The 14222-nt window shown below is 37.0% G+C and carries 11 protein-coding genes and 1 other RNA gene; 10 read left to right on the top strand and 2 right to left on the bottom strand.

Annotated features, from left to right (window positions below; genetic code table 11):
• Positions 1-104: 104 nt before the first annotated feature.
• The 8 genes from HX109_RS00590 to HX109_RS00555 all read left to right on the top strand — a co-directional run bounded on the left by HX109_RS00590 (position 105) and on the right by HX109_RS00555 (position 9564).
• The gene (locus tag HX109_RS00590) at positions 105-419 is read left to right on the top strand and encodes a GIY-YIG nuclease family protein (RefSeq protein ID WP_178949288.1); all 315 of its coding nucleotides are present in this window, start codon (positions 105-107) and stop codon (positions 417-419) included.
• Between the two features lie 93 nt (positions 420-512).
• Complete coding sequence (locus tag HX109_RS00585; protein ID WP_178949287.1) at positions 513-1808, top strand: amidohydrolase family protein; 1296 nt, start codon at positions 513-515, stop codon at positions 1806-1808.
• A gap of 103 nt (positions 1809-1911) precedes the next feature.
• The gene (locus HX109_RS00580) at positions 1912-2706 is read left to right on the top strand and encodes a TrmH family RNA methyltransferase (protein WP_178949286.1); all 795 of its coding nucleotides are present in this window, start codon (positions 1912-1914) and stop codon (positions 2704-2706) included.
• A gap of 84 nt (positions 2707-2790) precedes the next feature.
• Entirely contained in the window at positions 2791-3480 is a 690-nt protein-coding gene (locus tag HX109_RS00575) for an NUDIX hydrolase (protein WP_178949285.1), read from the top strand.
• Positions 3481-3545: 65 nt separating this feature from the next.
• Positions 3546-4388, top strand: a complete 843-nt coding sequence (gene prs, locus HX109_RS00570) for a ribose-phosphate diphosphokinase (RefSeq protein ID WP_178949284.1) — start codon at positions 3546-3548, stop codon at positions 4386-4388.
• A gap of 7 nt (positions 4389-4395) precedes the next feature.
• On the top strand, positions 4396-5874 hold the full coding sequence (locus tag HX109_RS00565; RefSeq protein WP_178949283.1) for a nicotinate phosphoribosyltransferase: 1479 nt from the start codon (positions 4396-4398) through the stop codon (positions 5872-5874).
• Positions 5875-5972: 98 nt separating this feature from the next.
• Entirely contained in the window at positions 5973-7205 is a 1233-nt protein-coding gene (locus HX109_RS00560; protein ID WP_178949282.1) for a M48 family metallopeptidase, read from the top strand.
• Between the two features lie 154 nt (positions 7206-7359).
• The gene (locus HX109_RS00555; protein WP_178949281.1) at positions 7360-9564 is read left to right on the top strand and encodes a RelA/SpoT family protein; all 2205 of its coding nucleotides are present in this window, start codon (positions 7360-7362) and stop codon (positions 9562-9564) included.
• 130 nt (positions 9565-9694) lie between these two features.
• On the opposite strand, the gene ssrA is transcribed toward HX109_RS00555, so the two are convergent.
• Positions 9695-10094: a transfer-messenger RNA gene (gene ssrA / locus HX109_RS00550) on the bottom strand.
• Positions 10095-10357: 263 nt separating this feature from the next.
• Between ssrA and HX109_RS00545 the strand changes: the two genes are divergently transcribed.
• Both HX109_RS00545 and HX109_RS00540 read left to right on the top strand, forming a co-directional pair.
• Positions 10358-10570 carry a DUF2945 domain-containing protein gene (locus tag HX109_RS00545; protein WP_178949280.1) on the top strand — a complete coding sequence of 71 codons (213 nt, stop codon included), beginning with the start codon at positions 10358-10360 and terminating at the stop codon, positions 10568-10570.
• A gap of 77 nt (positions 10571-10647) precedes the next feature.
• Complete coding sequence (locus tag HX109_RS00540) at positions 10648-11853, top strand: NAD(P)-dependent oxidoreductase (RefSeq protein ID WP_178949279.1); 1206 nt, start codon at positions 10648-10650, stop codon at positions 11851-11853.
• A 135-nt stretch (positions 11854-11988) separates the two neighbouring features.
• Here HX109_RS00540 and HX109_RS00535 read toward each other — a convergent pair whose 3' ends face one another.
• Positions 11989-14049, bottom strand: a complete 2061-nt coding sequence (locus HX109_RS00535) for a CARDB domain-containing protein (RefSeq protein WP_178949278.1) — start codon at positions 14047-14049, stop codon at positions 11989-11991.
• Positions 14050-14222: the final 173 nt, after the last annotated feature.

Here is a 14222-nt window from a genome sequence, read left to right as displayed (position 1 = left end):
ACAAGTTGAAAAGATAGGAGTTTATAAAAAAGATTTATTTACGAGTATTTTAATAAACTTCTATAGTGTCTGTCTTGTCGAGCGTAGTCGAGACATCCGGTAAAATGAAAAATTATTATGTATATATGTTAGAATGTTCAGATAACTCCATTTACACGGGGCTTACAAATAATCTTGAAAGAAGAATAAATGAGCATAATCAAGGTTTAGACAAAACTTCTTATACCTTTAAAAGAAGACCAGTAAATTTAATTTTTTATCAATCTTTTATTCAGTTTCAACAGGCCGAGAGGTTTGAAAAGAAATTAAAAAAATGGAGAAGAAATAAAAAAAGAGCATTAGCCAAAGAAGATTTTAACAGCCTTAAACTATTTTCTGAATGTAAAAATGATACTAATTCAAAAAATAACAAACTTTAAATTTACCCCTCGACTCCGCTCGGGGAGACAGTTTAGTAGCTTAAAAAAACACATAAAAACATAGAGTTTTTAAGAACTATAAAAATTTTAGAAATGAAAAAAATAATAAAACTTGTATTGCTATTGTTGGTCACAGTTTCTTACGCCCAGCAGACTCCGGCCCGAGAACAAATAGAAAGCATTTTAATTTCTGGAGTCACAGCACATATTGGAGATGGCACCGTAATTGAAGATGCAGCTGTAGGTTTTCAAGAAGGAAAAATCACTTTTGTTGGAAAAATAACCGAAGTTGACAGTAGCGACTATCAACAAATTATCGATGCAAAAGGAAAGCACGTTTACCCTGGTTTTATAGCTTTAAATTCCACTCTTGGTCTTGTAGAAATAGACGCTGTAAGAGCAACCGATGATGAGGACGAAATTGGGTCTCTTTTACCTCATATTAGGAGTTTAATTGCCTACAACGCAGAGTCCAAAATAGTAGAATCGATGCGGCCCAATGGAGTGTTAATGGGACAAATAACCCCGAGAGGGGGACGTATTTCAGGGACTTCATCTATAGTGCAGTTCGATGCTTGGAACTGGGAAGATGCTGCAGTAAAGACAGATGATGCCATACATTTAAACTGGCCAAATAGTTTAAAAAGAGGACGTCCCTGGAGAGGTGAAGATCCCGGACTTAAACCGAATGAAGACTATACCAAAGAGGTGGAGGAAGTGACACAATTTTTAACAGAAGCAAAGGCCTATGCCGCAGGGGATAAAGAACCAAGAAATTTGCCTTATGAAGCTTCCGAAGGGCTTTTTAATGGTTCCAAAAAACTATTTGTTCATGTCGACGGAAAAAGGGAAATAACCGATGTCGTAAACTTTGCAGATAAACTTGGAATCAGTAAAATAGTGATTGTTGGTGGCGATCAAGCAGATGAGGTGAGTCAATTATTGGCTGCTAATAACATTCCAGTGGTTATACAGCGTCCACATCGTTTGCCAACAAGTGAAGACGAAAACGTTAAGCATCCTTTTGTGCTTGCTGCAGCGCTGGATAAAGCAGGAATCCTTTGTAGTATTGACCCCAGTGGAAGAATGGAGCGTATGAATACCCGTAACCTGCCTTTTTATGCTGGATCTTTTGCCGCTTATGGTTTGCCCAAAGAAACGGCGGTGCAATATATTACAAAAAATGCTGCAGAAATAGCAGGGGTTAGCGATCTGGTAGGTACTTTGGAAGTTGGTAAACACGCTACGCTCTTTATTTCTGAAGGTGATGCACTAGACATGCGTACCAATATTCTAAGCAAAGCATTTATCCAAGGGAGGGATGTGAGTTTAGAAACGCACCAAACAGAATTATGGCAGCGTTACTCAAAAAAATATGAAGGAAAATAAGAATGTTTTTTATAAAACTTTTATCCCCAAAGAATATGTTTTTCTTTGGGGATTTTTTAAATGTGTTGTTGTCATTTTATAGTATTTTTGAAAAAAAATTGGTTTGAAAGAAATTAGCAGTGTTCAAAATCCGCTTGTAAAACAAATCCTTCATTTAAAAGATAAATCAAGGGAACGAAGGAAATCTGGTTTATTTATTCTAGAAGGAATTCGGGAAACGCAGCTAGCTTTAAAGGGGAGTTATGAATTGGATACACTTCTTTTTAATGATGAGATTATTTTGGAAAAGGAGGTAGAGCAACTTTTAGGAAATAATAAAACACAGATAATAAAAATCTCTAAAGAAGTTTACCAAAAAATTGCTTACCGACAAACCACTGAAGGCGTTATAGCCATTGCAAAAAGCAAAAACCATTCCTTAGAAAAATTACAGTTTAAGAATAAGAATCCGCTGATTCTAGTTGCAGAAGCACCAGAAAAACCAGGAAATATCGGAGCTTTATTACGCACAGCCGATGCTGCCAATTTAGATGCCGTAATTATTGCGAACCCTAAAAGCGATATGTACAACCCAAATATATTGCGCTCCAGCGTGGGTTGTGTATTTACCAATGCCATTGCCACAGGAACCACTTCTGAAATTATAGATTTTTTACAAAAAAAAGATATTTCAATCAACTGCGCGGCCTTATCGGCCTCCGTAAATTACAGCACTGTTAATTACAGCAAAGCAACTGCCATCGTTGTGGGTACAGAGGCCACTGGGCTTAGTGATGAATGGCTGGAAGCTTCCAATAACAATATTATAATTCCTATGAAAGGGGAGATAGATTCCATGAATGTTTCTGTTTCTGCCGCTATTATTATTTTTGAAGCGCTAAGGCAAAGAGGTTTCTAAAAACTTTAGGTTCAAATACTATTTTCCTTCCGTTTTATATGATGTCCATTACGTAACTTTGTGTATATTGAACACATAAAACTTATGAAGATCGATCAGGATATAAAAGTGGCCGTAGATGCTGTAGTATTTGGATATACTCATGGAGAATTGCATATCCTTTTAATTCAGCAAAAATTTGGTTCCGAAAAGAATAAATGGGCACTTCCTGGAGGATTTGTTAAAAATGATGAATCCCTGGCCGATGCTGTTAACCGGGAGCTCATAGAAGAAACCGGTGTTGCAGCCAATTATCTAGAACAGCTATACACCTTTGGTGCTACCGAACGAGATCCTAGGGCACGCACTATTTCTATAGCATACATGGCTCTCATAAATCCTGATAACATTACACTTAAAGCCTCTACGGATGCGGTAGATGCCAAGTGGTTCGCTATAAAAGAAATTCCTTCTTTGGCCTTCGACCACCAAACAATCCTTGAAAAAGGATGGCAACGTCTAAAGAATAAAATTCATTACCAACCTATTGGCTTTGAACTCCTTTCTACGGAATTCCCTTTTTCCGATTTGGAAAATCTTTATCAAACCATTCTGGATAGAAAAATAGATCGTAGAAACTTTAGGAAGAAAATGATGAGTTTTGGTATTTTAACCAAAACCAACAAAACATTTAAGCCTAGCAGTGGGAGGCCGGCAAAACTCTATAAATTCAATCTCAAAACATATAAAGAGTTAGAAAACAAAGGATTCCACTTTGAAATTAAGTTTGCGTAAAAAAAACACAAATTAATTTTTATTTCTAATTTTTAATTCTATATTTGTGTAAAACATACGCAAACATGATACTGAATCTCGATACTAACTTCAGGCCTTTTGGCAACCAAAACGAAATAAGCTTTAAAGCATTTACATTCTACGGTGGCGAGCCTCATATTAAAATTGAAAGCGCTTTAGATCCCAAAAAGGAGGTTACCATAACACATAGAATCACTTCTTTTAACGATTTGGGTCTTCTTATGGTAGCGGTGAATGCTTTAAGAAATATGGGGGTTAAAAGCATTCGTGCCTTTCTTCCTTATTTTCCTGGGGCAAGGCAAGATCGGTTAATGGTAACGGGGGAACCTTTAACGGTTAAAGTATATGCTGATGTTATCAATAATTTGAAACTTGAAAAGGTAACCATTTTAGATCCGCATTCTGAAGTCACTCCGGCCTTGATTGACAATTGTGAAGCCTTAGATAACTTCAGTTTTATAAAACATATCACAAACTCTTTGAGTGGTGATCTATTGCTTATTTCGCCAGATGGTGGCGCCCTAAAAAAGATTTACAAAGTGGCTGCTTACCTAAAAGATTATCCAGTAGTTGAATGCTCTAAAACGAGGGATGTAAAAACAGGCACATTATCTGGTTTTAAAGTTTATGCTGAAGACCTCAAAAAGCAAAACTGTTTAATTGTAGACGATATTTGCGATGGTGGAGGAACTTTTATTGGCCTGGCTCAAGAATTGAAGAAGAAAAATGCTGGAAATATTTATTTGGCCGTAACACACGGTATTTTCAGCAAAGGTTTCGATGAATTATCTGCTCACTTTGAAGAAATTTATACAACTGACTCCTTTAAATCCTTATCGGAAATGAAGGGAGTTACTCAAATTAAAATTAATCAACTTTTAAAATAATAGAATTATGAACCCATTACTATTTACAGACGGTTATAAAATTGATCACCGAAGACAATATCCAGATGGAACAACCTTGGTTTATTCCAACTGGACACCACGAAAAAGTCGTATTGAAGGTATTGATAAGGTCGTGTTTTTCGGCCTCCAATACTTCATTAAAAAATATATCCTAGAGGACTTCAAAATCAATTTTTTCGATCAACCTAAAGCTGAAGTATGTAAAAAATACACCCGTAGAATTAATAATTATTTAGGCGAAAATTCAGTAGGAATAGCGCACATAGAAGCACTGCATGATTTAGGGTATATTCCCATGTGCATAAAAGCCCTGCCAGAAGGGGTTTCTGTACCCATACGGGTTCCCATGTTTACCATGTACAATACCATCCCAGAGTTCTTTTGGTTGACTAATTATTTTGAAACCCTGTTATCTACAACAGTTTGGTTGCCATGTAATTCTGCTACCATTGCCAAGCAATACCGTTTGGTTTTGGATAAATATGCTGAAGAAACTTCTACTGTTGAAGAATTGGTTGATTGGCAAGGGCACGATTTTTCCATGCGAGGAATGGCCGGTTTGGAAGCTGCCTTGTTGAGTGCTGCCGGACATTTATTGAGTTTTACTGGTACCGATACGGTTCCTGCAATAGATTTTCTTGAAAATTATTACGGTGCAGATGCAGATAAAGAGTTAATTGGGGGCTCTGTAGCGGCTACAGAACACTCTGTAATGTCTATGGGAACAAATAGTGGTGAGCTAGAAACATTTAAAAGGTTGATCACAGAAATTTATCCCAAGGGTATTGTTTCCATTGTTTCCGATACTTGGGATTTATGGAAAGTACTCACTGTTTACTTACCAAAACTTAAAGAAGAGGTGCTAAGAAGGGAAGGGAAAGTTGTAGTACGCCCAGACAGTGGAGATCCTGTGGATATTATTTGTGGAAACCCTAATGGTAAAACCGTTGAAGAAAGAAAAGGGGTTATTGAACTTTTATGGGATATTTTTGGTGGCACCGAAAATAAAAAAGGCTACAAAGAACTGGATCCTCATATCGGTGCTATTTATGGGGACAGCATAACCATAGAAAGAGCAACCCAAATTTGCGAACGATTAAAAAATAAAGGATTTGCATCTACGAATGTGGTTTTGGGAATTGGTTCTTTTACCTACCAATATAATACGAGGGACACTTTTGGGTTTGCCATGAAAGCAACCTATGGGGAAGTTAATGGCGAAGGAAGGGAAATTTATAAAGACCCTATTACAGATGACGGTACCAAGAAATCTGCCAAAGGTTTAATAAAAATTGAGCTAGAAAATGGTGAGTACAAGATGTATGATAGAGTGAGCTGGGATGAAGAGAAAGAAGGAGCTTTAAAGGTTGTTTTTAAAGATGGGGAATTAATAGTAGACCAAAGTTTACAAGAGATTAGAAAACGCATTAAAAACGACACCCAAAAACCAGTTGAAACTGTTTAAATAAAGGCAATATTTAATATTTCCTTTTTTAAGACTTAGATTTGCAAAAACATCCGGTTCTTACTTTTAAAATTAGAACCGGATTTTACAATTGTATTATGAGCCCACAAACCCTTTTTTATATAATAATTGCCATTCTAATCCTTGATTTTATTATCGATAAGATCTTGGATTCCCTAAATGCCAAAAACTTCAACAATCCCATTCCGGCAGAACTGGCAGATGTTTATGATGAAAAGGAATACAAAAAATCCCAAGCCTATAAAAAAGCAAATTATCGGTTTTCTAGCATAAGTTCCTTGTTCTCGTTAACGCTAACTTTGGCGTTTTTCTTTTTGGACGGTTTTCAATGGGTAGACGAAATTGCAAGAAGTATCAGTAACAACTATATAGTAATTGCTTTGCTTTTCTTCGGAATTATAACTTTTGCAAGCGATATTTTAACCACCCCTTTTTCTTACTACCATACTTTTGTGATTGAAGAAAAATTTGGTTTCAACAAAACCACTAAAAAAACATTTTTTCTGGATAAGCTCAAGGGTTGGCTGATGATGTCTGTAATCGGTGGTGGAATCCTTGCCCTTATTATTTTATTTTACCAACTGGCGGGCGCCAATTTTTGGATTTACGCTTGGATAATCGTAGCAGTATTTACCATTTTTATGAATATGTTTTACAGTAAGATTATTGTTCCAATGTTCAATAAACAAACGCCCTTAGAGAACGGCTCTTTAAAAACAAACATTGAAAATTATGCTGCTAAAGTAGGCTTTCAATTGGATAATATTTTTGTGATAGATGGTTCCAAAAGATCTACAAAAGCCAACGCCTATTTTTCTGGATTCGGCAAACAAAAACGAATTACATTGTTCGATACTTTGGTAAACGATTTGGAAGATGAAGAAATTGTAACGGTCCTGGCTCACGAGGTCGGTCATTACAAGAAAAAACATATTATCTTCAACATTTTTGCTTCAGTATTATTAACTGGCGTAACGTTATTTATTCTTTCCTTATTCATTAACATTCCCGAATTGTCTTTGGCCATTGGTGTTAAACAGCCAAGTTTCCACGCGGGTTTAATCGCTTTCGGGATACTTTATAGTCCGATTTCGCAATTAACCGGACTCATAATGAATTATTTTTCGCGTAAGTTTGAATATCAGGCAGACGATTATGCTAAAAACACCTATGCGGCCCAACCTCTAATTAATGCGCTTAAAAAACTTTCAAAAAACAGTTTGAGCAATCTTACCCCGCATCCTGCTTATGTTTTTGTTCATTATTCGCATCCAACATTGCAGCAGCGGTTCGAGAATTTAAAAAGCTAATCGTTAAGCTTAAAATCACATTTATCAATTATTTTTTGTTAGGTTATAAGCATCCAATTTTATTTGGATAGCGCTTCAACGACTTTATTTCAAACCGTGTAGATAAGGCATGGATTTTGTTGTTAAATTGTAATGTTTAGCTTATTTTTAATATATGAAGGTACTTGATGTAGAAAAGGAAAACAAGCAGATAGCCAGGCAATATAAGGAGTTATTGCGCATCAGTTATCAAACCCTTTCAGATGAAGATAAAAAGCTCATCCGGTTGGCTTTCGATACGGCTGTAGATGCGCATAAAGATCAGCGTAGAAAGAGTGGCGAAGCTTACATTTTCCATCCCATTGCGGTTGCCAAGATAGTGGCGCAGCAAATCGGGCTGGATGCTACCGCTATTGCGGCTGCCTTGTTGCACGATGTGGTGGAAGATACTTCCTACACCTTGGAAGATATGGAACGCTTGTTTGGGGAGACCGTAGCACGTATTGTGGACGGACTTACCAAAATTTCCCAAATGACATCAGAGCAAGATATTTCCTTGCAAGCAGAAAACTTCAGGAAAATGCTGCTCACCCTTAACGATGATGTAAGGGTAATTCTTATAAAAATAGCCGATCGCTTACACAATATGCAAACCATGGATTCCATGGCAGACCATAAGCAGGTTAAAATAGCTTCGGAAACCCTTTACATTTACGCTCCCTTAGCACATAGGATTGGGCTCTACAATATAAAGACAGAGCTTGAAGATTTGGGATTAAAATACACCGAACCAGATGTCTACAACGACATTCTTAATAAAATGCAGGAAAGCAAAGAAGACCAAGAAGCATATATTGAGTCTTTTAGCAATGTAATAAAAGAGAGTTTGGATGTTGAAGGGTTGAATTATGTGATTAAAGGTCGCCCTAAATCTATTTTTTCCATCCGAAGGAAAATGAAATCCCAAAACGTAAGCTTTGATGAAGTATACGATAAATTTGCTATCCGCATTATTTATAAAAGCGATCGAGACAATGAAAAATTCCTAGCTTGGAAAATTTATTCCATCGTCACCGATCACTTCAGACCCAATCCAACGCGACTCCGGGATTGGATTTCTTCCCCCAAAACAACTGGGTATGAAGCATTGCACATTACCGTTATCGGGCCCAAAGGCAGATGGGTAGAAGTGCAAATACGCAGTGAGCGGATGCACGAAATTGCAGAGAAGGGATATGCGGCACATTTTAAATACAAGCATGGAGATCAAAAAGAGCAAGGTATAGAGATATGGCTCAACCGCTTGCAGGAAGCACTAGAAAACGCCGATGGAAATGCAGTGGATTTTGTGGAAGAATTTAAGCTAAACCTTTATTCCCAAGAGATTTTTGTATTTACTCCCAAAGGCGAATTGAAATCGCTGCCCAAAGGAGCCTCCCCTTTAGACTTTGCCTTCAGCATACATACCGAGGTTGGTTTAAAAACCAGAGGGGCCAAAGTCAATGGAAAATTAGTTCCCCTTAGCAGGGAATTAAAAAGTGGGGATCAAGTAGAAGTAATCACCTCAGAAAGCTCCAAACCTAATGCAAACTGGTTAGATTACGCCACCACAGCAAGGGCAAGGGCTAAAATAAAATCTTCCCTTAAAGACGAGAAAAAACAAATTGCAGAAGAAGGAAAAGAAATACTCCGAAGAAAACTCAAGCAGCTTAAAATTACGCTGAATGAAAATATAGTGAACGACCTCGTGGTCTATTTCAAACTAAAAACAAGTCTAGACCTTTTTTACAGGGTGGGAATAAGCACTATAGACAACCAAATGCTTAAAGATTTTGCCGCTTCCCGTAGCAACACTTTTATAAATTTCTTTAAAAATAAGATGCGCAAACCAGCATCTGCCGAAGAAATTAATAGGGAAGAAATAACCACCAATTACGATCAACTTGTTTTTGGGAAGGAAGAAGAAAAACTGGACTATAAGTTTTCCAATTGCTGCAGTCCTATCCCCGGGGATGATGTTTTTGGATTTATTACCGTAAATGAAGGGATTAAAGTTCATAAAAAAAATTGTCCGAATGCCATTACACTGCAGTCAAACTACGCATATAGGATTATCTCTGCTAAATGGATTGATTCTACCCAACAGGAATTTACAGCCATCCTAAAACTGGATGGTATCGATAATCTAGGTTTGGTAAGCAACGTCACCAAAGTAATTTCCAATAATATGCACGTAAACATGAAAAGTATCAATTTTGATACGGAGGGTGGTGTTTTTTCAGGAAAAATTACGGTAGAAGTTAAAAACAAGACCATTTTGAAAAAGCTATTGGAGAATTTGAAAAAAATCCACGGTATTGATAAGGTTCGAAGGCTATAAAACCTAGGTTGGTAAATTGTGTAATTTAAATATATCTCGATTTTCGAGATAAGATCGACACGTTATTAGCTAATGCAATAAAATAAAAAAAACCTCAACTAATTTATTTTTAATTAGTTGGGGTTTTTGTTTGTGGAGTCGGGGAGATTCGAACTCCCGTCCAAACAAGCAATCAAAATGCTTTCTACATGCTTAGTCTTCGTTTAATTGTCGACGCGCAACTGACCGAAAACCGCCCACTACGCGCTTAGCTTCTTAAGTTTTGAAACAGTGCCGAAGCTACACCATTTCTATGTTGACTTTTATGGTGTCTCAAAACGGGTCGCCATCAACAAGGGCTACCCAGAGACATCTCGCCTCCCTGCCTTGCAGGGACATGGCCAAAATCTTACTATAACTTCAGATTAGGCAGCAAGAGCGTAGTTATTCTCGCCATTTAAAAAATGTGAAATATGAGATTTAAGAGCTGTATCCCAGCGCTCTGCATGCTTACACTTTCATTAGACTCGCTGTCAAAACCAGTCGACCCCAAAAAAAATTTATTTTAAAGAACTTTCTTGGCATTTCCTTACACCTCCCATGGTCGGCTTAAAGGTCGGGCTATACGCTATATCCCCGACATTTGGCGTCGGGGGATGCCGCTGCTATCCCTAATGCACTTTCCAAACAAACTCTAAACTTGTAAGGGAGTGCGAAAATAGTAAAAATAATAGTTCAAAAGCCATTCCAATCTTAATTTAGAATAATATTAAGAACCAATCTGCCTAAAAGAAGCTATCTTTAAAATAAAAAAATGATCAAAGAAGGAACAAAAGTAAAGTGGAAATGGGGTAACGGTACCGCAGAAGGAAAAGTAGAAAAGACATATACCAGTAAAATAACCAAAACCATAAAAGGGAATGAAATTACACGAGACGGTCAAAAAAACGACAAGGCTTTGTATATTAAGCAAGAGGACGGCGATTATGTGCTAAAATCTGAAAGTGAAGTGGAAAGGGCTGAATAATTTTTGCCTGCTTTTAATAATCGAAGTATTTTCGCTTAAATCAAGTAATTGAAATAACTTGCATAAAAATTAAACGTGTGAAATTCGGAATTATAAAAGAGCGCAAAACACCACCAGATCGTCGGGTAGTTTTGTCACCAGAGGCCTGTCAAATTGTCAAGGATAAGTTTCCTCAAGCCGAAATTGTTGTAGAACCTTCTAATATTCGAGTATTTTCAGATTCAGAATATGAAAAATATGGTTTCCCAATTTCCAACGATATGGCCAATTGTGATGTTTTGCTGGGGGTAAAAGAAGTTCCTATTGCTGCGCTTATTCCGAACAAAAAATATTTCTTTTTTTCACATACCATAAAAAAACAACCCTACAATCGAGATTTACTTCAAGCGGTACTTCAAAAGAATATAGAACTCTACGACCATGAAGTTATAACCAATACAAACGGTCAACGCTTAGTAGCTTTCGGGCGATACGCAGGAATCGTGGGTGCCTATAATGGTTTTAGAGCATACGGTCTTAAATTTAATTTGTACAACTTGCCAAAAGCAGAAAGTCTGCCCAATAGAAAAGCTCTTATCGACGCTCTCCTCAGAATTCGTATTCCAAATATTAAAATTTTGCTTACTGGAAAAGGAAGAGTGGGTAATGGTGCCAAGGAGATGCTAGATGCTATGAAAATCAGGGAAGTTTCTGTAGATGAATATTTGGATAAAGATTTTCTAGAGCCGGTTTATTGTCAAATTGATGTTTTGGACTATAACAAGCGAAAAGACGGTACTTTTCCCGATGTTCAAGACTTCTATAGCAATCCACAGGATTACCAATCTAATTTCATGAGATTTGCCCAAAAAACCGATTTCTTTATTGCAGGGCATTTTTATGGGGATGGGGCACCGTACTTATACACTCGGGAAGATGCCAAAGCCTCTGGTTTTAATATCAAGGTAGTGGCCGATATTAGTTGTGATATCGATGGTCCCGTGGCCTCAACAATTCGTCCATCTACCATAGCAGAGCCTATTTATGGTTACGATCCAGTTTCAGAAAAAGAAGTGGATTATTTAAATACCAATGCCATAGCGGTAATGGCGGTGGATAACCTACCATGTGAATTGCCAGCTGACGCCAGCGGAGGGTTTGGGGAAAGTTTTGTAAACCATGTTATTCCTGCTTTTTTTAATAATGATAAGGACGGTATCTTAGAACGTGCTCGAATGACTCATCAAGGGAAACTTACCGAGAGGTATGCCTATTTACAGGATTATGTCGATGGAAAAGAGTAGCACTATTCTGTCTGTAATCTGTAATTTAAAAAATCTAAATTTAAATTCGGTCAAGAAAATAAAAAAGGGATCTAAAATTTAATAGCTAAATTTTAAATCCCTCATAAATATGTTTTCAGAATGAATATATACAACCTATTCTATAACCATTTTATGATATAATTTTTCTCCATCCACTTGTAATGCACATAAATAAATTCCAGGTGTTAATCCGAAGCTCTGAAATGAAATTTCGTATTCTCCGGCTTCTTGTTTTCCATTGACCAAGGTTTTAATGCTCCTTCCATTCCAATCCAAAACGCTTAAGTTAACTAGCGAAGTTTCTAAAAGATTATAGGATATTTTAGTTTGAGAAGTAAAGGGATTCGGATAGTTTTGTACGCTCACAACTTTTGGATCGTTTCTCGCACTAAGAGTAGATGCTATATCGTTTTGAGTGGAATCATCAAGTTCTTCTTCAGCAAAAATATTACCTGCTTCAAAAAGCACATATCCACCTACTTCCGTGGCGTGTTTCACTTCTTCATCTTTAGATTTTTCTTCTTGGACTTTCAACTGTACAGAAGTAGATGTAAGGTTTTTAAACCTCAAAACAGCCGTGTCTATGCCATTAGTAGTTTGCATCGAAGTTAGAAATACTGGATTTTCCATCGGGAGAAAGAAATTAATGGAATACCAATTTTCTGTAAATTGTCGCGCAGTTCTTATGGCCTCAAAATTTTTATTATCGTCATTTCCAAATCCAGAGGTAATAGCTATATAAGCCACACGTTCTATCTCGTGTTGTTCTTTTATATTTTCCTGTGCCTGTAGCCTAACACTAAATTGAGTATTACTTATTTTATCCATTCTAGTTACCGCAGCTCGGCTATCGTTATTTGAAACTACGGAGGTTAGAACAATGGGTGTTTGTTCGAAACTAGCATTAAAAGGGATGGTAGTTGAGGAAGTGCCGATATCAATAAATCCAGCTTCTACTGTCCTTCCGTCGGCAAGGGTATGTACACCTTCTTCTACAACCAAAAGGGGTAGGGTTTCTTCAACATGTTTGCCGTCTAAGTAATCCCATTCTTCAATTTTATAATCGAAACCATTAGGCTGAATGTTTTTTATACGGGCAAATGCAGGCTGACTCCCGTTATAGGATATGGAGGGAATCACCACCACAGGATTTGAGTAAGAGGCTTCAAAAAAATAACTGGCAAATTCGCCTGTATTTTGTTTCTTCAGAATATTTGAAGCTTGCCCGATTTGATTTTTTGCTTCCTCATTTGGATCTTCTTGGGTGGAAGCGATCTCTATTGCGAGGGCTATGGTATTATTGTTTTCATTGGTTTCTTCTACCGAATTATCGACATCGGCTTTTAAGATAATGTAATAAGTTCCAGAAGAAAGAGAATTGGGTAAGGTTATTTGGTCGTTCTCATCTTCAATTTCATCAACTTCTACATTTCCTATATTATCATTTTCTAGAAACTGATCATCTTCAGAAAGTGTGGTGTTATTAGATATGAAGAAACCTACATTAAATTCTTCGGCGTCTTCGTTACCGTTGTTTCCTAAGGCATATTCTATGGTAATCCGACTTCCGGGGGTTGATTGCAAATCGTTTTCTTCAATAAAAGCTGAAGCAAATATTAAATCAGCACCGTCATAATCATCTCCATCATTATCGGAGTCATCACCATCATCGTCATCGTTATCAGAGTCATCTCCGTCATCAGAATCTTCATTGTCAGAGTCATCATCAGAATCTCCTCCGTCATCATTATCGTCATCTCCATCATCCTCTGCCGGATTTCCTATGGTAATTGCGGCGCTGGCGGTATTGTTATTTTCATCCGATTCATAAACGCTATTGAAAGGATCTGCTACTACAAGAATGTAATAGTAGTCCGAATTAACATTCGAAGGCAGTGGGACTTGTTCCCCTTCGTCATCACTTTCGTAGGGATCAAGATCTGAAACATCTTCAGTTTCTAATAATATGTCGTTGGAATCGAAGGTTTGATCATTAGATAAGTAAAATCCTACCACAGGGTCATCAACCTCGACGTTACCATTGTTCCGTATAGTATATTCAAGAGAAATACGGTCACCTGCGTTTGCATTTCTATCATTGGATTCTAGAAACGCAGTAATGGAAAGGTCGGCCTGCGAAAATCCCATACTGCAAAAGAAAAAAATAATTAACACTGATAGAAGATTTTTAGAAATTACAGATTCTTTAATTTGATAATACGAACGAATTTTTAGGTAATTATTTTTCATAGGCTTTATATATAACATGATTTAAACAGACTCTTTATAATATAATCATGATTAGACTAAAATTAACATCCAGGTAGCAGTTTTAGAGATGTTTAACA

This window comes from Galbibacter sp. BG1 (assembly GCF_013391805.1).
GTDB lineage: Bacteria > Bacteroidota > Bacteroidia > Flavobacteriales > Flavobacteriaceae > Galbibacter.
This window is presented reverse-complemented; position numbering and strand designations above follow the sequence as displayed.